General features: G+C 59.5%; 14 protein-coding genes and 1 pseudogene. 8 read left to right on the top strand and 7 right to left on the bottom strand.

Annotated features, from left to right (window positions below; genetic code table 11):
• Entirely contained in the window at nt 1-816 is an 816-nt protein-coding gene (locus FZ934_RS19145) for a chromate resistance protein ChrB domain-containing protein (RefSeq protein ID WP_153272527.1), read from the bottom strand.
• On the opposite strand from FZ934_RS19145, the gene FZ934_RS19140 reads away from it, so the two are divergent.
• The 4 genes from FZ934_RS19140 to FZ934_RS19125 all read left to right on the top strand — a co-directional run bounded on the left by FZ934_RS19140 (nt 815) and on the right by FZ934_RS19125 (nt 4,459).
• Nucleotides 815-1,213: a hypothetical protein gene (locus tag FZ934_RS19140; protein WP_153272526.1), complete on the top strand. Its 399-nt coding sequence runs from the start codon at nt 815-817 to the stop codon at nt 1,211-1,213. The two genes, FZ934_RS19145 and FZ934_RS19140, sit on opposite strands and share 2 nt — an antisense overlap.
• Nucleotides 1,214-1,589: 376 nt before the next feature.
• Complete coding sequence (locus tag FZ934_RS19135) at nt 1,590-2,093, top strand: NUDIX hydrolase (RefSeq protein ID WP_246737973.1); 504 nt, start codon at nt 1,590-1,592, stop codon at nt 2,091-2,093.
• 494 nt (nt 2,094-2,587) lie between these two features.
• Nucleotides 2,588-3,526, top strand: coding sequence for a LysR family transcriptional regulator (locus FZ934_RS19130; protein ID WP_153272525.1), 939 nt, complete (start codon nt 2,588-2,590; stop codon nt 3,524-3,526).
• A 177-nt stretch (nt 3,527-3,703) separates the two neighbouring features.
• A complete protein-coding gene (locus FZ934_RS19125; protein ID WP_153272524.1) occupies nt 3,704-4,459 on the top strand; it encodes an SDR family NAD(P)-dependent oxidoreductase in 756 nt (251 codons plus the stop codon).
• Nucleotides 4,460-4,574: 115 nt separating this feature from the next.
• Here FZ934_RS19125 and FZ934_RS19120 read toward each other — a convergent pair whose 3' ends face one another.
• The 5 genes from FZ934_RS19120 to FZ934_RS19100 all read right to left on the bottom strand — a co-directional run bounded on the left by FZ934_RS19120 (nt 4,575) and on the right by FZ934_RS19100 (nt 12,751).
• On the bottom strand, nt 4,575-7,343 hold the full coding sequence (locus tag FZ934_RS19120) for a M16 family metallopeptidase (protein ID WP_153272523.1): 2,769 nt from the start codon (nt 7,341-7,343) through the stop codon (nt 4,575-4,577).
• Nucleotides 7,343-10,171, bottom strand: coding sequence for a secretin and TonB N-terminal domain-containing protein (locus tag FZ934_RS19115; protein WP_194273848.1), 2,829 nt, complete (start codon nt 10,169-10,171; stop codon nt 7,343-7,345). The genes FZ934_RS19120 and FZ934_RS19115 overlap by 1 nt, the downstream gene beginning before the upstream one ends.
• 281 nt (nt 10,172-10,452) lie before the next feature.
• Entirely contained in the window at nt 10,453-11,454 is a 1,002-nt protein-coding gene (locus tag FZ934_RS19110; RefSeq protein WP_153272521.1) for a FecR family protein, read from the bottom strand.
• 132 nt (nt 11,455-11,586) lie between these two features.
• On the bottom strand, nt 11,587-12,108 hold the full coding sequence (locus tag FZ934_RS19105; protein WP_153272520.1) for an RNA polymerase sigma factor: 522 nt from the start codon (nt 12,106-12,108) through the stop codon (nt 11,587-11,589).
• Nucleotides 12,109-12,289: 181 nt separating this feature from the next.
• Nucleotides 12,290-12,751, bottom strand: a complete 462-nt coding sequence (locus FZ934_RS19100) for an Lrp/AsnC family transcriptional regulator (RefSeq protein WP_153272519.1) — start codon at nt 12,749-12,751, stop codon at nt 12,290-12,292.
• Nucleotides 12,752-12,894: 143 nt separating this feature from the next.
• Between FZ934_RS19100 and alr the strand changes: the two genes are divergently transcribed.
• The 3 genes and pseudogenes from alr to FZ934_RS19085 all read left to right on the top strand — a co-directional run bounded on the left by alr (nt 12,895) and on the right by FZ934_RS19085 (nt 16,002).
• Entirely contained in the window at nt 12,895-14,049 is a 1,155-nt protein-coding gene (alr, locus tag FZ934_RS19095) for an alanine racemase (protein WP_153273945.1), read from the top strand.
• A 7-nt stretch (nt 14,050-14,056) separates the two neighbouring features.
• A pseudogene (locus FZ934_RS19090) lies at nt 14,057-15,357 on the top strand (D-amino acid dehydrogenase).
• A gap of 297 nt (nt 15,358-15,654) precedes the next feature.
• Nucleotides 15,655-16,002, top strand: a complete 348-nt coding sequence (locus FZ934_RS19085) for a hypothetical protein (RefSeq protein ID WP_153272518.1) — start codon at nt 15,655-15,657, stop codon at nt 16,000-16,002.
• 88 nt (nt 16,003-16,090) lie between these two features.
• Here the strand turns inward: FZ934_RS19085 and FZ934_RS19075 are convergent, their stop codons facing one another.
• A complete protein-coding gene (locus FZ934_RS19075; protein ID WP_153272516.1) occupies nt 16,091-16,330 on the bottom strand; it encodes a hypothetical protein in 240 nt (79 codons plus the stop codon).
• 242 nt (nt 16,331-16,572) lie between these two features.
• Here FZ934_RS19075 and FZ934_RS19070 point away from each other — a divergent pair, with 242 nt between their 5' ends.
• Nucleotides 16,573-19,362: a bifunctional diguanylate cyclase/phosphodiesterase gene (locus FZ934_RS19070; protein WP_153272515.1), complete on the top strand. Its 2,790-nt coding sequence runs from the start codon at nt 16,573-16,575 to the stop codon at nt 19,360-19,362.
• Nucleotides 19,363-19,366 lie beyond the last annotated feature (4 nt).

The raw sequence follows: 19,366 nt of genomic DNA, 5'->3' as shown, positions 1-19,366 counted from the left end.
TCACTGGCCCGCCTTGGCATTGGGCCAGTTATGGGTTTCGCTGGTCGCGTCCCGGCACCACCGATAGAAGGCGTCGTAGAATGTCAGGCCCGCTTCCAACTGCTCCAGATCGTCGTTGTACATGCGAGACAGACCAAGCGAGGCCGCAAGCAGTCCGGCAACTTCAGGGGCCAGATCGGGCCGTCCGGTGTCCGCGCCCCGTACGATAGCGGCCAGATGCAGGAGAGGCCGGGACTTCAACCCGAATTCCTCAAGCATTACGTCAAAGGTGCAGAGTTCGCCCCGGTGGGACCAAAACACGTCCTCGATGTCGAAGGGAGCCGCGCCGAAGCGTTCGCCGACCAGAGATACCTCGGAGGCAGGAACGAAGAGGAAGACTGCATTCGGATCGACAAAGCGTCGGATCAACCATGGGCAAGCGATCCTGTCGATCTTCGGACGCGAGCGCGTCACCCAGACAGTGCGGCCCCGACCGTCGCGACGCGGCAGCTTGTCTTCCGGAACAAGCAGTCCCTCCGCGTGCCGCCAGGCCTCGAAGCCACCCTCAAGCACTTCGGCGCCGATACCGGCGTGTCGGAGATGGGCGGCAACGCCATGGCTCAGCTTGCGGCCCTGCTGGCAGATAATGACTGCAGGGTCGCCAATCGACGCCCCCCATTCCTCCACAGTGCGGTAGTCGCGGCGTATCGATCCGGGAAGAAGGCGCGGATCGGCATTGAAGTCCTCGCCGATCCGGACGTCGACAAGCGTCGGGGCGCCGGGCGTTCCGACGATGCGGCTGAGTTTATCTGATGTGATTTCAAGAAATGACGGCATGATGGCGCGTCCTCCGTTGAAGCGGGTTTACAGGACGCGATTCTTCGGCCGTAGCCTCGTGGGGCGATCGCTGCCCCATGACGCAAAGTTCTCAAAGCCTGACTACTCTGTCAAGCGCGACAAGCCAGCGTTTGCCTATGAGATTTTAATCTCCGCAAGCGTCCCATCGAATGGAACGCCTATGCGCTATTGCGCATCTTCTCACACAGTTGTCACCACGGGTTTCGGTACGGCCAAACCTTCGCCCAATTCAGTCATAAAAGGACGAATGATGAATACCCAAGCCAGACAGTTTGTCGTCGAAATTAGGAAGAAACGTAAGGTGATCAAGAAAGGGGAGAACCGCGTTTATGGCCAATCAAAACGCGAAGCGCTCAAAGCGAAGGCTCGCACCTGATGGTCAGTCGTAGCATGCCGCACGAGTATTTCGTGCTCGACGTCGCAAACCATAGCGGACCGGTGATCGCGCAGCTAGGAGACCGCTCGGTCCGAGAAGCCGTCATCGATCGACGTGGACGTCGATACCGCTTTGTGGGCATTGCGAGGCGCGACCACGGAGGTCGCCTTGATGTTACGGCGCTGTGTCAGGGCGAATGGATCGTTTCACCGGATCTGATATATCGCAGCGCATAAGAGGCGGCTTTCACAGACAGTGTCGGCTACGAACGCCAACCCTGAGGAAAATCAAGAATCACGCAGTTTTCGTCTCCACCAAACCGCCATCGTACTTCCGATCCTGCGGATTTTGTCCTGGCGGTTCATGGATGATGCTTATGCCAGGAAAGAAGACGCGGCCCTCCTTGCTAGCGCAACTCGCTGACGAGCCGGAGAAGTTGTTCTCCGGCGCTTTCCGGCAGCAATATGGTGCGGTCTGTTTTCGCTACGTGGGCGGGTCATCGAAGATTGAGATCCTCGTCATCTCGTCGCGAGACACTGGCCGTTGGATTGTGCCCAAAGGCTGGCCGATGAAAAAGAAAAAGCCCTACGAGGCGGCAGCGATCGAGGCTTGGGAGGAAGCTGGCGTCAAGGGTGCCGTGCATAAGACCGCCATAGGTCGGTATACTTACCTCAAGTTTCTCGACAACGGTGATGTTGTTCCAACGATCGTCGACCTATTCCAGATCGAGGTCGCGGAACAGAAGGACGCGTTCAAGGAGAAGGGACAGCGCCGGATAGCTTGGGTCGAGCCTGGCGAAGCTGCTCGGAGGGTGCGCGAGTTGGAACTCAAATCACTGCTGGTGGATTTCAAGCCAAAGGGAAAGCGCAAAGGTGTTTGACCTGGCAAACTGCGGCGCTGCTGCCATTGCAACATGATTGAAACGGTGGCGCCTGTCATCGCAACACAAGCAGGCGTTCAGGCATGATTTTCGCCCGGACAGGGTCCAGTTCGGCAGCCAGAGGTTCCGTCACGTCGGCGGTTACGGTCTCCTCTACTGCTTCAAAACACAAGAGCAAGGGCTACTGTCGCTCTTCCTCTATTTTTCTGGTTGCGACCGAACCGTTTCCAAAGGAGCATTCGTACAGCTGGCGGTGAACGCCGCGCAGCTGAGTAGAACCAATCACCGGGCAGGCCGCGGTCATCAGAGCGGCCTGCCCCTCGCCTACGAACGCATCCCCATTGATGGCCTTTCCGGCGATCGGCTGATTGAACAAAGGCAGCGTTAATCCCGCACAAGAACTTGCATGGGAAACCTGGCTAAGAGAGGTTAGCGTGGGATTTGTGGCGCTGCCGCTTGTTTCAACCCCAGTCGAACATGCACAGGATTTTTCGTTGGATCAGCTACTTGCCATACGTGCGTTCGTTCGCATTGCCGAAGCAGGATCATTTGCCAAGGCGGCCGACACGATGAACCTTCCTCGGTCCTCGGTTAGCAAAATGCTGCAGGATCTGGAAGCGCATCTCGGGACGAAACTCGTCACACGTACAACGCGCGCGGTGACGATGACGCAGGAAGGCGTCGCCTACCATGAACGGGCGCTTCGCCTGCTGGCGGACCTCGATGACATGGATGGGGCGACAGCAGGATCGCACAGCACGCCAAAGGGACGTCTTCGTGTCGATATCGGATCGGTTCTTGCAAACCAGATCCTTATACCGGCGCTGGACGAGTTCCAGGCAAGGTTTCCGCAAATCGACCTTCTGCTTGGGGTAAGCGATCGTTCCGCGGATTTGATCGGAGAAGGCATAGATTGCGTCATCCGAGGTGGCGAGATGGCTGACTCGTCCCTCAAGGCAAAACGGCTCTGCGAACTCGATTACGTGTTATGCGCCGCACCGTCTTATCTTCAATCGAGACAGCGGCCCTCACACCCGCGCGACGTCGAGGAACACAGGGTCGTCAGTTATTTTTCCGCATCAAGCGGGAAACGCTTTCCGCTTCGCTTTCAGAAATCGGAAGAGAGCAACGAGCTGCTGGCGACTGCGGGGGTTGCGGTAAACGAAAGCACGGCGCATCTCAGCGCGCTGCTTGCTGGCCTCGGGATCGGGCAGACCTTCGGTTTTCTCGCCCGTCCGCACTTCAAGGACGGTACGCTTATCGAGCTGCTGCCCGAATGGAAGCCCGCGAACCACGTGCTGCATCTCGTTTACCCGGCCGACAGATTTCCGAACCCAAGGCTGAGAGCCTTTTCCGACTGGGCCGCTGGCATCTTCGAGGCATATGACTCACGCGTCCCGAAGACGTTGGAGATCATCCATACCCATGGATAATCTCTCCATGGCCGGCGACTTCTCACCCCCGCCCTGACGGCATATTTCCTAGTCATCGGACGGCGACGAAGCGGCTAAGAGTTCAGGCCATCGCCCCATACCGAACAGATTTGAAACCCCAACCGTCCGCGCGTGCTCGGACGAACCCTCAAACACGTCCAACAACAGGAGACCAACATGACCAACCGCCTTGAAAACAAGATCGCCGTCGTCACCGGTGCAACCAGCGGCATCGGGCTCGCAACCGCCAAACTTTTCGCGGCTGAAGGCGCCCGCGTCTATATCACCGGTCGGCGCAAGGACGCCCTCGACAAGGCTGCCGCCGAGATCGGCCACGCTGCCATCGGCGTTCAGGCAGACTCCAGCAACAACCAGGACCTCGACAAGCTTTTCGCACAGGTAAAAGCAGAGCAAGGCCGACTGGATGTGCTTTTCGTCAATGCCGGCGGCGGCACAATGCTTCCCCTCGGTCAGATCACCGAAGAGCAGATCGATGACACCTTCGGTCGCAACGTGAAGGCAGTAATCTTCACGGTTCAGAAGGCATTGCCGCTCCTCGGCAAGGGGGCTTCGGTCGTATTGACCGGTTCGACGGCCGGCACCGAAGGCACTGCCGCCTTCAGCGTCTACTCCGCCTCCAAGGCAGCCGTCCGCAACCTTGCTCGCTCGTGGGCGCTTGACCTCAAGGACACCGGCGTCCGCGTCAACGTGATCTCGCCCGGTGCGACACGCACGCCCGGCCTGGTCGAGCTGGCCGGTGACGACAAGGCACAGCAGCAGGGCCTCCTCGATTACCTCGCTTCGCGTATCCCGCTCGGTCGCGTTGGCGAACCGGAGGAAATCGCAAAGGCCGCCCTCTTCCTCGCATCCGACGACTCCAGTTTCGTCAACGGTGCGGAACTGTTCGCGGATGGCGGCCAGGCTCAGGTCTAACCGTCGAGGGGCGGCATCGCGCCGCCCCTCGACTAGCGAGGAAATCCATGCCGCCTGAGCGCTTCTGGCCGCGACGCAAATGCTAACCGGCATGCCTGCAGGCAATAGAAGCCTCTTACGGCTCCTGCGCATCGCCGCCCGGCGAAGCGATGGACAGGGCCAGATTTGAGGTCTTGAATATCTCCTTTGCCTGCGCGGCAAACACAGCGTTCGTCAGCTGGCGAGACAATCCGTGCATCCGTTGCAGATACTCGGCATCGCCATATCTGCGATAACTCAACGCCAACCGCCGCAACCAGGTATTCGGATCCGCAAGGCGCCCGGTTTCGGCAAAGTCTATGTCCGCCTTGATGCGCGCTGTATCCGTGCCGGCAGCAATACCGGGCATCCCCGCCAGGACTTTCACTGCCGCATCCGCTAGTTCCTCTTCCCGCCCCGGTGCACAGTAGAAGGACAGAGTGCCGATGGCCCGGTTTGTCGCTGCGTCCAATTCCAGTTCGAACTTCAGGGTGTAGACACCACCGAGCTCGTAGCGGAGTTCGTTCTTCAGCGCCTGCTGCGTCACGGGCGTCAGCGCGGAAGCGAGAAAGCTCGCCTCGGGTGTCCAATCCAGAGGGGTGAAGAAGGAGATCCGCACCTGCGACCGATCGGGTCGATCGGAGCTGACGCGCTCGACCCGATACCCCTGCCTCTGCAAAGCCGGAGCCGGGGTCAGCGCATGCGCCCGCGCGACCGAGCCGATCCTTTGCGCGAAAGCACCGCGTGTCTCGTCTGTCGGCGCCGGGCCGACGACGAACCAATGGACGGGCTGCGCCAACAGCGCCCTTGCAGCAACACTGAGCCGATCCGCCGTCATGGACGCCAACTGCTCCGCTCCCGGCTTCTCGACCTCCCCATAAAGCAACCGGGAAAAATCATCGGGCCGATGGTCGAGCGAAACGAGGTCATCACGGACCTCTTCCATCGCTTCCTCGCGCACATCGCCGAACGCGACATCCATCGCGTACCGCTTGAATAGCTCAGGCAGCATCTCCGGGCTTGCCACACCGGCAACATTGAGCACGCTGGAGTTCAGCGCGTAGCTCCACGCCAAACCGGCGGGCTGGGCCTTCTTCCAACGCTCGTATTCGTCCTGCGTCCAGAAGCGATAGCCGCTCTGCGTCCACAGTTGAATGGCGGTCTGCGAGACAAGGCTGCCGAATTCGGCGTTGTCGAAGCCCGCCTGCGTTTGGCCCGACAAATAGACCTTGTGATCGGGTGTATCTCGCACCAGCCAGACGACGCGATCGCTGTTGGACAACGACCATTCGATGATCTCCGGATCCTTCAAGCGGCGTTCGGAGATAATTGACCCGGAGTTCGCAACGACCGCGGTCGAAGGCAAGCGTGGAGCTGGAGCCTCAGGAGCCTCCACGATCTTCTCAACTGGCGGAAGCGCTGGAAGTTTCTCCATGCCTGATAGCGCGTCACGCATTTCCTCAACCTTTGCAACCGTAGGCAATGTGAGCTGGACGCTGCCGGGAGCCTGGTAGAACAGAACCTGGTCCGGCGTGCTGAGCATTTCGCGCATACGGCGCTCGAGATCAGCCAATCTCATGCAATCAAGCAGTTTGCGGGTGCGCGCCGACCGCGCGGCGGGATCATCGACGACAGAGCCGATAAGGACGGCCGACGCGATCCGATCCTCCCATTCGGCGTAGGTCCGATTGGCTGCGGCCGCGATGTTCGACTCATTGACGCGCCGCGCCGCAGCGAGTTCCTTTTCGAACCGGTCGGCATCGATACCGTTTCGCCGCAGGCGTTCGATTACTTCGAGCACGACCTTCAGCGCGGAATCATGCTCCTGGCCGCCAGCACTGAAAGCCAGGATGAGCCGATGCTCGGTGGTTTCCTGCGCGACGAAACCCATGCTCTTCACCGCTTTGGCATAGTGTGGCTCCTGATCCCGTATGGCATCGCGAATGAGGCGTGTCAGCAGGTACTTCTGCAAGTATGCGAACTGCCCGTCCTCACTGGTTCGATCCGGCATGGCCATGCGGAAGGCGAAGGTGGTCTGTGACGATGTTCCTGCAGAATCTTGTACCATGCCGACGCTGAGGCCGTTTTTCAACGGAAGGTCGACATAGGATCGATCCGGCTTCGGCCGTTTCGGAGCGGTTCCAAACAAACGCTTGATGGCGGCTTCCGCCGAAGCTTTGTCGATGTGTCCGGATACGATCAACGTCATGTTCGACGCGACGTAAAAGCGATCGTAGAAGGCGCGAATGTCCTTGATGGACGCGGTCTCGATGCTCTGACGTGTTCCGATCGTCGAGCGCTCCACGTAGCGTGAGCCGACTCTGAGCGCCGCCTTCTTCCGCCGGCTGATACGATCCGCGACGCTATCTCCCTGTCGAAGTTCTTCGAGAATGATCGAACGCTCCCGCGACCAGTCGTCGGCACGAAGTTCCGCGCCGAACGCAAGGTCAGCGGTGAATGCCAGCGACCCGACAAGGTCGAGCGCGTCGTGGGGGCGCGTTCGGACCATGTACTGCGTCTCGCTTTCGCGGGTGACCGCGTTGACCTGCACGCCCTGTCGCCAGCCGATCGACTGGATATAGCGGTGCATGCCTTCCGGATGCGCTTCGGTCGTCTGGAACACCATATGCTCCAGCATATGGGCGATGCCACTAGGCTGGTCCTCATCGACGGATCCTGCATGCACGATGAGGCGAATGTTGAAAGGGTCCTCAGGACGACCACTGTCGTAGAGGACGTAGTTCAGACCGTTGTCCAGCGTTCCCCTGGTCAGCTTTGGATCCCATTGGGCGTCATCCGCCATGGCGCAAGAAACGGAAAGGAGGATGAGAGCGGCAAAAACCGCACGAATAATGAAGCCTATCATCAGAAGGTTGCCTTTGCGCCGACCCACACGGTGCGACCGATAAGCCAGGGATTGGTCGTCGATGCCGTGGCGTTGCCGAGATTGTCGAACAGGTTGTCGACACGAACATTGAGGCTGAGGCCGGCCATATCAGACTTGTACACCTGGTAGCTGGCGGAAAGATTGAACGTGACGAAGGCGTCGAAATCGAAGTCCTCGTAGATCTCGTGGCTCTTGCCGTCGACGGTGACGTTCTCGTCGGTGTATTTGGCACCGGTGTAGCCGAGATTGTAGTTTGCAGCGACATCGACGGTGAGCGCGTCCTCCAGCCAAGAGCTGGAAAGACCGGCTTGCAGGCGGATCGGAATGTCCATGTTTCCGGTCACGACGCTGAAGCCGGCACGGGTGTAGGACTTGCCCTTGTACCAGATGTAGTCGTCCTCAAGGGAATCCTCGAAGTAGCTGTCGTTGGAAACCTCGCTGCGAGACCAGGTCGCCGAAGCATTGAAGCGAAGGTTTTCGAGACCGGCGACATCAGGCGCTTCCAGGTCCTTCGAGTACTCGGCCGATACCGACTGATAGGCTCCGGTGCCATCGTTGCTCAGCGTATAGTTATTGCCGGTCTTCGTGGAGGCATATTGGTCTTTCGACCGGCGATCGAGGAAGCGGATCCTCCATTCGCCGTCAAACAGGGACTCTACGCCGGATATGCTGAAAGCGAGTTCGTCGGTATAGGGCGTATTGAGACCCGACGCGCTGTCTCCGAGATTGCCCGTCACCACGGCCATCTTCCAGTCATTCACGGTGCCGCTGGTCTGGGTTCGAGTATAGGATTGGGACCGCGGCCTCTGGTCGCGGATCGCGTAAGCCAGGCTCTGTGCGTTGTAGTAGCGGTTGGCGCCGACGGAGATCGAGAAGTCGTCCCATGGAGTGATGGTCGCGACGACGCGTGGAGAAATATCGAGGTTCTTCATGTAGTCGTCGTAGGATAGACGGGTGCCGGCGCGGATATTGAACCAGTCCCAGGTCTGCTCAAGCTCCCCATACGTGGAGAACTCGTTCAGATAGGCATGAATGTTATAGGCCTTGTAGACGGCCTTGTTGCTCGCGAACATCTCGTTGCTGCATTCATCCTGCGTGTTGCAGTTGAATGCGGATATGCCGGTTACATCGCCCAAGGTCGTATAGACGCCGTAGTAGATCGCGTCCTCGGAGCGACGACGATACGCGTCGGTGTAAGTGTAGGAGGCTCCGAGCTTCAGGCTGCCTTGCCAGACATCGGCGGTCAGTTCCTGCGACCAGCTCACCTGGTTCTGCCCCTGGTCCTTGTCGCCGGTCGCACCCTCGTAGCAGATGGTGTTAATCGTGACGGACGGATCGGTCCGGCACCAATCGGATAGCTCAGTCGCCTCCCATGTCACGACCTTGCTCTTCACCACCGACTGCTTGTAGGCGCGGCCGATATTGCCGTTGACGTCGTTGAGGCTTCTGGAACTCCCATAAGTGAGTTTCGAGTTCAGTTTGATATTCGAGAACTCGACACCGCCCAGGCTGCCGTCGGCGAAATCATAGTTATGCTCAAGCTTCGAGGTCAGGCCGCGTGCGGCCTGATTGACCTGCATGTTGCGCCAGCCGGCATTCTCCCAAACCTGATCGTAATCGGTATAGGCGCCTTCCAGGGTGAAGTCGCCGATGTCGGTCTCGGCCTTCACCTGCGCGCGGTAGAACTTGTTCTTGGAATCTTCTCGAACGCTATCTGTCTCGGTGTACCGATAATATTTGTCCTTCGTGGTCGACGCGCTTTGAGTGCTGTACTGCCCGAGAACTGCGATATTGTCGGTGATCGGACCCGTGATTTCGTAGGCTGTGCGCCGCTTCAGATAGTCCTGGCGCTGGACGTTGTTCGGATTGAGCCCGTCCTCCGTTCCGATATGGTAGCCCGCCCAGTCGCTCGTGGTGAAGTCGGTGGAGACGCTGCCGTGCCAGCGATCGTTGGCCGCCTCGCGCAGTTTGTAGGAAACGACGCCGCCCTGGAAATTGCCGTAGCTCGCCGAAGCATTGCTGTCGATGAGGGTCGCGCTCTCGACGAAATCCGTGGGCACGTAGACGGACTGCGAATGAAGGCCGAAGATCTGATCCTGATCGGGGGGAGTGTAGCTGTCCTCAAGTTCCTTGTTGGCGCTCTCCGCAGTACCGGTAAGCGTATTGATGGGCATTCCATCAAGGATGAAGTTGTTCTCATATACGCGCGCTCCGGAGATACGGACCTCGCGCGGTTTTAAATCTATCACGCTCTGGTCGGTAATTCCCGCATCGTCATCGATGTCGTTCTGATATTGGACGTTCGGCATGTCGCGAAGGATGTCGTTGGCGTCGTTGCCGATCGAACGAGCTTCGATCTGGCCGCCGCTGATCGTGGTCGTGCCGGTATCCGCGACACTGTCCGATCCGAGACGAACCCCTTTGGTGACGCCTTTGACAATAATGGGATTGAGGACGAAACCGTCCTCCTCGGCGGAACCGCTCTCGGACCCGCCCCCGACCAGCGTCGCGGTCTCAGGTCCGGTCACCTGCACGCTCACCCCCGTGCCGGCAAGCATCGTTGCCAAGGCCGCCTGGGGAGACAGACGACCGGACACCGGGCGCGACTGAAGACCGTCGACCAGAGCAGAAGGATAACCGACCTGCCATCCTGTGATGCGGATGAAGAGCTTGATGGCGCTTGCAAGAGACTGTGCCGGAATGGAGAACTCGATATCCTGCGCCGTCACTGAGGATATCGGCGCCTGCGCCATCGACGAGATGGGATGGAACGCAATCAGGGTCGACGAAGCCAAAAGAATTGCCAACCTCCATCCGCGTCTGATTGCGCGTTGAGGTCCTGCCTGCACTGCCATTTTCAACTCCTGAACGCCTCGCCTTGCGGCGATCGCACTACCTGAACACGTCGACGAGCCCTCCCTGCCCGCCCGGCCGACAGTTTCCTGATGGCCTTCCCGTAGTGCTTGACGTTCGACCCGCCTGGATCTCACAAATAAAGTTGATAATAATTGTCATAATTTTCGCGGCGGCGGAATGCGGGGCGGCGAGCGGCCGACTTCCACTCACAAAATTACGTCGTGGTTGGCTCTCAATGGATCACCAGTATGCCGCCAGGAAGTCGTGTCACGGTTCCACCGGCCGCAGCGGTAAGACCGTCGATCGCCGTCTCCGCGCGATCCGTCCTGTAGTCGCCGCTCACCACGATATTTCGAAGGCGATTGTTGAGAACAAGCACCCTGCCGCCGAAGTAGCGCTCAAGCTTGGCTATCGCAGCATCGAACGGCTGGGATTCGATGACGATGCGACCCTGAAGCCAGGCGAACCGATCATCCACATCGAATTCGCTCACCGGCGACAGCGATTGCTTTGACGCGATGACCATTTCTCCGGGAACGAGGCGGGCGGTCTGTCCCTCTACCGATCTGTGAACGACATCGACCGAACCGCGTTGCAGCGCCGCCGTATCGGAATCCCCCTCGACCTCGACGGAAAACGCCGTACCTTTCACTTGAACTTCACCGTAGTCTCCGACGACGTGAAAGGGATGCGCGGCGTCATGCACGACGTCGAACCACGCTTCGCCCTGGATGATCCGAACGCCACGGCGGCCAGAGGAGAAGTCGAGATCGACCGCCGTGCCCGTGTTCAGGACCATCAGCGAACCATCGGGCAGTGTCACTTCGCGACGTTCGCCGGCAGCCGTCGAATAGTCGGAGGAGATGCGCGGAAAGAGCTGCATAGCGAAATGCGAGGCCCCGACTATGAGAGCAAGCGAGGCCGCAAGGGGCAACGCCCAAGTCTTCAATCTGCCTGGGCGGGCACGGCGGATCGACATGACGGAGGTTACGGGCGTGGCAGCATCGAGTTGCCGCGAGGCAGTGACCACCTCTGGCGAACTCCACACATCGCGTACCTCGTTCCATGCGGTTCGGTGTGCCGCATCCGCATTCAACCAGACTTCGAACTCAGCACGCTCGCTCGCTTCGACCGTGCCGCCAGCTTCCATACGGACGAGCCAATTCAAGGCCTCATCGACGATGGGGTCCGCGTATTGATAGATTTCGTCCTCGTCACGCGAGCTTTCACGCATCGAGTTTGTCCGCGCTTCGAGTTGCAAGGCTGCCGCATCGATGTAGACGTTCGACGCCGGCGTTTCTCACAAATAAAGTTTGCGGACAGCGCAACGAACAGATCACGGTCATCCTCATAGGGCACGATGCCGTCATAGGGAATCCTTCCTTCGGAGGTCGTAGAGCACGGCAATCACCATCTTGATGTCGTTGAACACAGTGTTGGGCGAAACGCCCAGGTGTTGGGCAATACGAGGATATGGCCAGCCTTCGACCCGGCTTAAGATCCACACACGCTGGGCTCTTGCCGGCAGCTTTCGAAGTGCCTCGCTCAACGCGCGAAGGTCGTCTCGGTGGACGAGCTTTTCCTCGATGGAGGGCTGTGGATCGGCGATCGCTGCGGTCCTATCGTCCAGCGCGTCGATAGGCTGGACGCCAGCACGTACCTTTGACCACCTGATATGGTCGAGCGCGAGGTTACGCGCCGTTTGCCAGAGAAACGCTTCCATATTGTTTGGCACGGTCGACGCTATTGCCCGGCGAGCTCTGAGGTAGGTCTCTTGTGTCAGTTCATCGGCCACCGCCCCGTCGCGAACGATGCGCAGGACGCGTTGGTGCAATGCCAGCCGCACGGCGAAGAATGCTTCGTCGAGACGCGCGATATCGGCAGTCATTGAAAAACGAACGTGGAAGGGCGATGCATCAGGGGCGGGATTAAAAGTGGATTCGAATAGTCACCTTTCCCTAGCGAGCGATCCTTGCTAATTCAATCGGAAAATGCTCGCTCTGCACCGCGAGGTTTGCTCTTGGTCCACTGAAGGCCACCCGGTAGGGCGTGTCTGGCTAAAGGACCTACTAGTTGCGTTTTGGCTTCGTCGCCAGGACGTTCCGGATCGAGAAGCTCGAGTGTATCCGCAGCACGCCCGGCAGCGTCGATAGGATTTCCTTGTGGATCCGTTCGAAGTCGCCCGCGTTCGCGACCTCGACACGCAGGAGGTAGTCGTAGCCTCCCGTCATCAAAAAACACTCGCGGATCTCGGGGTATCTCTTGGCGGCGGCCTCGAAGCGATCGAGGTCTTCCTCCGTCTGGCGCTCCAGTGTGATGTTGATGATAACCGCAATCGACGACTCGACGTTGGAGGTATCCACCAGCGCCGTGTAGCCGCGGATCACGCCAGATTCCTCCATGATCCGTATCCTGCGCATGCAAGCCGAAGGCGACAACCCGACTTCCTCGGCAAGCTTCGCATTCGGCGTGCGAGCGTTAAGGCGGAGAAGCCGGATGATATTGCGGTCGATAGCATCCAGGGACGGCATCGTGAATTCCTCTAAAACTTAATCGATTCCTCTTCTTCTTATATGTTTTTCGAACGATCGAATACTCTTTGATGAGAAATTCGACGATCGTTTCAATATGATTCCACCATGTTCCGAGCGTGGAGGATCAACACTTGCAAACCGTGAGATTGGGCGAGCTGCGTATAGACGAAGTGGGAGGCGCTGAGGGTGCCTCCGGCTATCTCACCATCGATCTCGAGGCGCTCGGGCGCAACTACGAGGCTCTCGCACATAAGGCTGGGCCTGCGGGTGCCGCAGCCGTCGTTAAGGCCGACGCATACGGCCTGGGGGCCGAACGCGTCGCGGAGACCGTCTATCAGCGCGGCTGCCGATACTTTTTCGTCGCGCAGTTCGCGGAGGCGAGCAAATTGCGCCCCGCCCTGCCCCGGGACGCGCAAATCTTCGTCCTCAACGGATTGCAGCCGGGCAGTGAAGACATCTGCGCGTACGAAAACATCATCCCGGTCATCAATTCGATTCCGCAATGGCGTAACTGGGCAAGAACGGCGCGCAAGCTCGGACGCCGGCTGCCTGTTGTCGTGCAGTTCGATACCGGAATGTCGCGTCTGGGACTTTCTCCCGAGGAGCGGCCCCTGCTTGCCCAGGAGATTGCCGAACAGCCGGACGTCGAAATCCTGTTCCTGATGAGCCACCTCGCTTCCGCCGACGACGGGGAAAACGCGCAGAACTGGGAACAACTGGAAGAACTCCGCGCCATCACCAAGGAATTTCCGGGCTACAAGCTGTCCTTCGCGAATTCGGGCGGATTATTCCTTGGCGATGCCTTTAACGTCGGCCTTGCTCGCCCCGGTATCGCACTTTACGGCGCTCCGTCCGGACAGCCAAGCCCGATGGAAGCAGTCGTGCGCCTCGACGTGGCCGTGATTCAAACGCGCACCGTGCCGGCGGGAGCAAAGGTGGGCTACGGCGGCGTGCATGTCACATCCAAGCAGACCCGTCTCGCTACCATTTCCGCGGGCTATGCGGATGGCTTGCCCCGGTCCCTCAGCGACCGCGGCGCGGTCTATTTTGGCGGCATCCGCCTGCCGATCGTCGGTCGTGTCTCCATGGACAGCATCACGATCGACATCAGCGCTTTGCCCGAAGGCGCGATCGGCCTGGGCTCTCTCGTTGAGCTGCTCGGTCCCAACCAAACACTCGAGGATGTCGCCCGGGACGCTGGGACGATCTCATATGAAATCTTGACCGCGCTCGGTCATCGCTATCATCGTCAATATCGTAGTATTGCTAGTGGCCGAAAGAGCCACGTCCAATGAGGGCATCATGAAAGTCGCAGTTCTAGGCGCAGGCATTATCGGCGTTACTTCCGCGTACCAGTTGGCGAAGGCCGGGCATGACGTTGTGGTCATCGATCGCCAGACCGGCCCTGCGCTGGAAACCAGCTTTGCCAATGCCGGCGAAGTGTCCTTTGGCTACTGCTCTCCATGGGCTGCCCCCGGCATCCCTCAAAAGGCCCTGAAATGGGTCTTTATGGAGCACGCCCCGCTGATCCTTCGCCCGAAGTTCGATGCAGCCATGCTTTCGTGGATGACGCGGATGCTGGCAAACTGCACATCCGAACGCTACGCGCTGAACAAGAGCCGCATGCTACGGCTGGCCGACTATAGCCGCCATGCGCTGGCAGACCTGCGGAACGAGACGGGCATTGCATATGACGAGCGCATGCAGGGCACGCTGCAGCTCTTCCGCACGCAGGCTCAGCTCGACGCATCGGCAAAGGATGTGAAAGCGCTTGCAGCGGATGGCATTCCGCATGAAGTGCTCGATCGCGACGGCTGCATTCGCTACGAACCGGCCCTGGCGCATGTTCGCGACAAGATCGTCGGCGGCCTGCTGACGCCCAAGGACGAAACAGGGGACTGCTTCAAGTTCACGAACGCCCTTGCCAAGAAGGCCGAAGAACTCGGCGTGCGTTTCTCGTACGGCACTGATATCCGCGGTCTGGACGTGGAGGCCGGACGGATTCGCGGTGTCCTGACGGACGCCGGGAACGTTGCTGTCGACGCCGTGGTCGTCGCCATGGGCAGCTACTCGCCGCTCTTGGTCAAACCGTTCGGCATCAAGCTGCCCGTCTATCCGGTCAAGGGGTACTCTCTGACCATTCCAATCACGGATGCGTCTCGCGCTCCTGAATCGACGGTCATGGACGAGACCTACAAGATCGCCATTACGCGCCTTGGCGATCGTATCCGGGTCGGGGAATGGCGGAGATCTCCGGATATACCAACGACCTCGGCCAGGCTCGCAGGCGCACACTCGAATACTCCGTCACCGATCTTTTCCCCGGTGGTGACGTCTCGAAGGCGACCTTCTGGTCCGGTCTTCGGCCGATGACTCCGGATGGCACCCCTGTTATCGGCCCGACGAAGATCGCGGGCCTCTACCTGAACACTGGCCATGGAACACTTGGTTGGACAATGAGCAGCGGGTCCGCCCGGGTGATCGCCGACCTCGTCAGTGGCCGGCGGACGGAGATCGAGGCCAGTGGACTCGCCATAAGCCGATATGGCTTTGCCAAGACGGCCAAAAACACAGAAGCGATGATGCCGTCGAAGACCGCCTAAAGCACGGCATCCGAGCGGGTCGCGCGGCACCGTCCAAGACGGCTACCAGTGCCGACCCGCCCGCGGTTCTTCCAGCCCCTCCTCCCTTGAGCCAAGGCCACGCCGCATGGCACAAGATGATGTCGGTAAGCTTTGATTGCAGATTTTGAACGCTGCGGTGGACGAAATGTTGGACGCCTCCGGAATTGCGGGCAGATAGCTTCAAGAGCTTACAGGTGGCCGCCCCAGGCGCGCTCTGAGCATTGCGAACAAGCGCCGCGACTGAATCGAGGCTGGCGTCGAGCCCAGGAGGGATGAATGGGAGATAGAGGCAAGGAGTTCGCCAGCATCGCCTACACCGTGCTTGTCGTCGACAGGCGTCCGGGGGTGAAGGCTGCGGCGCGACTTCTCGGGATGAACTACTCTACACTGCATTCGCGACTGATCGGCAGAACAAGCTTCTCGGCCGACGAAATCCGCGACCTTGTCAGGGCTGTTCCCGATCCACGCCTCGTCTCCTATCTTCTTGACGGCTCTCACTTCATCGAAGCGTCCCGAACCTCGAGAAACGGCCACATCGATACAAAGAGGAGCGACGCGGGTGGTCGTGGGCGCTGCCGACGTACTCGAGATCGTCGACGCCTCGATCGCAGGCGGCGGGCTTGACCATCGCAATCAGGCCGTCGTCCTCAAGGAGATCGAAGAGACCCAGCGGGCGCTCGCCTCGCTTCGACTACAGATCGAAGGGGAATGATCACTCGGAGGTTCGAAGCCTCTGCCAGCGTTTACGCAAATCCCCCAGATGCCGATCTCCCTCGTCGAGCAGGAATTCGATCTCCGCCTCAGTAGCCCTGGCACGGTTGGTGGCCAATGCACGCCCGGCGCCGATGGAGCTCTCGATCTTGGCCTCGAGCAACAGCAATCGGGATTTGCAGATCGTAAGCATGCGGACGACACGCATGTATTCGCGGAGTGGATCGGGTTCTTTAGACATGGCATTCGGTATCTTTCGAGTGCCGTTTAAAGAGATGGGCTTCGACGCTCCATCAAAACGATGCCTCCCATTTTGACAGACCTGGAGTTGCACTGCTCGAACGGAAGAATCTCGGTCGGGATAACCCTGTTCAGCCACCAAGGAATCTTGCGTTAACCACGTCTAACGATGCCGTTTTTTCATTAAGCGACGATCAATAGTCGTAGACATAGGTTGCGGTTCCCTCCAGCCAGCAGAAATCCATGTCCAAAGTCATCTCCTGCCTGTTTCTCAGCCACGACCTGCGCCTCGTCGTTCTTGCGGGTACGCTCTGCATGCTGTCGTGCTTCGTGGCCGTCATGCTGTTGCGGCGCGCGCTGCAGTCCTCAGGCGCGGCGCAATGGACCTGGCTGGCGACAGGCGGCGCGGCCGGAGGTTTCGGCATCTGGGCAACACATTTCGTGGCCATGCTGGCGTATGACGCCGGTACGGTCTTCCAATATGAGCTGGGCCGGACACTCTCTTCGCTCGCGCTTGCGATGGCAGCAACCACGGCGGCAACGGCGTGCGCGACCTTCCTTGGCCAGCGCGCCTATGTCGCCGCAGGTCTGCTTTTCGGTCTCGGCATTTCGAGCATGCATTTCACCGGGATGGCTGCGATCGAGTTTCCGGGCGATATCGCATTCGACCGAACCTTGGTGATCTGCGCCATCGTCATTGCGGTCGCCCTTGCGATCCCGGCTTTCCATCTTGCCTGCGGGCGGGGGCGGAGACAGATGGGGCTCATCATCCCAAGCGTCGTGCTGACGCTCGGCATTGTCCTCATGCACTTTACTGCAATGGGCGCGGTGACAGTCGTGCCCGGCCCTGCAGAGGCCTTCCCGGCGTCCGCCCTGTCGCCGACCATCATGATCGTCACGATTGCCACCGTCTCCCTCTCGCTGCTCGCAGCCGGCCTTACGGCAGCGCTCTTTGCGATCCGATCGGAAAAGGCCGTGGCTGCCGGAGAGAAGAGTTTCCGGCTGCTCGTCCAGGGCGTCACCGACTACGCGATCTACATGCTCGACCGTGACGGTCGCGTTGCCAACTGGAACGCAGGCGCTCAGCGTGCCAAGGGCTACGTAGCTTCCGAAATCGTCGGAAAGCACTTCTCAGAGTTCTATCCACATGAGGACCGCGTGGCCGGTCTGCCCGAGCGTGGCCTCGAAACGGCGCTACGGGACGGTAAGTTTGAGTCGGAAGGGTGGCGTCTTCGAAAGGACGGAAGCCGCTTCTGGGCGCATGTCGTCATCGACGCGATCTACGACGAGCGGAAGGGCCATATCGGCTTTGCGAAGATAACGCGCGACCGCACCGAGCAGATGGAAGCTGCCGCACGTCTCAAGGCGGCATCGGACAACCTGTCGCTCGCGCTCGCCAACATGGCGAATGGCATATGCCTCTATGATACCGAAGAACGGCTTGTCCTCCACAACAAGCGCCTCCTCGAGATCTTCGACATCCCCGAAGGCACGCCACTGGTCGGAAAGTCCTTCCGCGAACTTTGCGAATACCGCGCATGCCATGGCCTCGAAACCATCGCGGAAGTCGAAAGCTTCTACGCGCAAAACCGCTCGCTGTTTACCAATAGAGACGGCGGCGAACTCACCAGACAACTGAAGAACGGCACCACCGTTCGCACGATTCATCGACCGATCGGCGACGGATCCTGGGTTTCGACAATCGAAGACATCACCGAGCGGGTCCAATCGGAATCGAAGATCAACCATCTGGCGAGCCACGATTCCCTGACGGGCCTCCCAAACCGGGCTCATTTCGAAGAGCGCCTGGATGCCGTGCTTGCTCGCGCGGAAACCACACAGACCCGCGTGGCGGCGATCTGCATCGATCTCGATCGCTTCAAGGACGTCAACGACAGTTTTGGCCACGCCGTCGGCGACGAGTTGCTGAAGGTGCTTTCCACTCGCATGTCCGCCGCGACCAACGACGGCGAATTCGTTGCACGTTTCGGCGGCGATGAGTTTGTAGGCTTCAAATCGTTCAACGAAGATGCCGAGCTCGGCGACTTCGCCGACCGCCTGATGGGTGCGCTTACCACAAAGGCGGAGATCGGTTCATTCGATATCTTGCCGGGCGCAAGCCTTGGCATCGCCGTCTACCCCGCCGATGCGACCGACAGGGAAAAGTTGCTCAGCAACGCCGACATGGCAATGTACCGCTCGAAGGAAAGTCCGGACGAGAGGATCAGCTTCTACGAGGCTGGAATGGATGAAGCGGCTCGCGAGCGGCGATCCCTTGCGCGCGATGTCTGGACCGCACTGAGCGAAAAACAGTTCTTCCTGGCCTACCAGGTCCAGAAGGACGCGCGCTCGGGCGCGATCACGGGTTACGAAGTTCTGCTGCGTTGGCAACATCCTGAACGCGGGCTTGTCCCTCCGTCCACTTTCATTCCGGTCGCCGAAGAATGTGGCGCGATTTCCGCGATCGGAGACTGGGTATTGGAGCACGCATGCGCGGAAGCCGCCCTCTGGACAAACAAGGACAAGATAGCCGTCAACCTGTCTCCGCTTCAGCTCGGTAATACCGCGCTGGTCGACAAGGTGCGCACAGTTCTCTTGAAGACCGGCTTGCCGGCGTCACGGCTTGAACTGGAAGTGACGGAGAGCGCCATCATCGGCGACAAGGCGCGCGCTCTGCACATCCTGCGGCAGATCAAGGCACTCGGCGTTACGGTTGCGATCGATGATTTCGGAACGGGTTATTCGTCACTTGAGACGCTTCGCTCCTTCCCGTTCGACAAGATCAAGCTCGACCGTAGTTTCACAACCGATCTGGAGAACAGCAGGCAGTCGAAAGCCTTCGTGCGGGCGATCGTAGCGCTTGGCAAGAGCCTTGAGGTATCGGTCCTGGCGGAAGGCGTCGAGACGGAAGAGCAAATGCGGGTGCTGACAGCCGAGGGCTGCGATGAACTCCAAGGCTTCCTGTTCGGTCGCCCGGCGCCCTACGGCGAAGTTGAGATCGGTGAAGAGCCGCTACGAAAGAAGACGGCATAGATTC

This window comes from Rhizobium grahamii, assembly GCF_009498215.1.
In the GTDB taxonomy this organism is placed as follows: Bacteria; Pseudomonadota; Alphaproteobacteria; order Rhizobiales; family Rhizobiaceae; genus Rhizobium; species Rhizobium grahamii_A.
Note: the sequence above shows the minus strand (reverse complement) of the source record. Positions and strands in the feature narration are given on the sequence as shown.

Bases quoted from the DNA above. Each gene is read 5' to 3' on its own strand.
- FZ934_RS19140 (WP_153272526.1), top strand. From the start codon at position 815: ATGATGGCGCGTCCTCCGTTGAAGCGGGTTTACAGGACGCGATTCTTC.
- FZ934_RS19145 (WP_153272527.1), bottom strand. From the start codon at position 816: ATGCCGTCATTTCTTGAAATCACATCAGATAAACTCAGCCGCATCGTC.
- FZ934_RS19135 (WP_246737973.1), top strand. From the start codon at position 1,590: ATGCCAGGAAAGAAGACGCGGCCCTCCTTGCTAGCGCAACTCGCTGAC.
- FZ934_RS19125 (WP_153272524.1), top strand. From the start codon at position 3,704: ATGACCAACCGCCTTGAAAACAAGATCGCCGTCGTCACCGGTGCAACC.
- FZ934_RS19120 (WP_153272523.1), bottom strand. From the start codon at position 7,343: ATGATAGGCTTCATTATTCGTGCGGTTTTTGCCGCTCTCATCCTCCTT.
- FZ934_RS19110 (WP_153272521.1), bottom strand. From the start codon at position 11,454: ATGCGTGAAAGCTCGCGTGACGAGGACGAAATCTATCAATACGCGGAC.
- FZ934_RS19105 (WP_153272520.1), bottom strand. From the start codon at position 12,108: ATGACTGCCGATATCGCGCGTCTCGACGAAGCATTCTTCGCCGTGCGG.
- FZ934_RS19100 (WP_153272519.1), bottom strand. From the start codon at position 12,751: ATGCCGTCCCTGGATGCTATCGACCGCAATATCATCCGGCTTCTCCGC.
- FZ934_RS19085 (WP_153272518.1), top strand. From the start codon at position 15,655: ATGGGAGATAGAGGCAAGGAGTTCGCCAGCATCGCCTACACCGTGCTT.
- FZ934_RS19075 (WP_153272516.1), bottom strand. From the start codon at position 16,330: ATGTCTAAAGAACCCGATCCACTCCGCGAATACATGCGTGTCGTCCGC.
- FZ934_RS19070 (WP_153272515.1), top strand. From the start codon at position 16,573: ATGTCCAAAGTCATCTCCTGCCTGTTTCTCAGCCACGACCTGCGCCTC.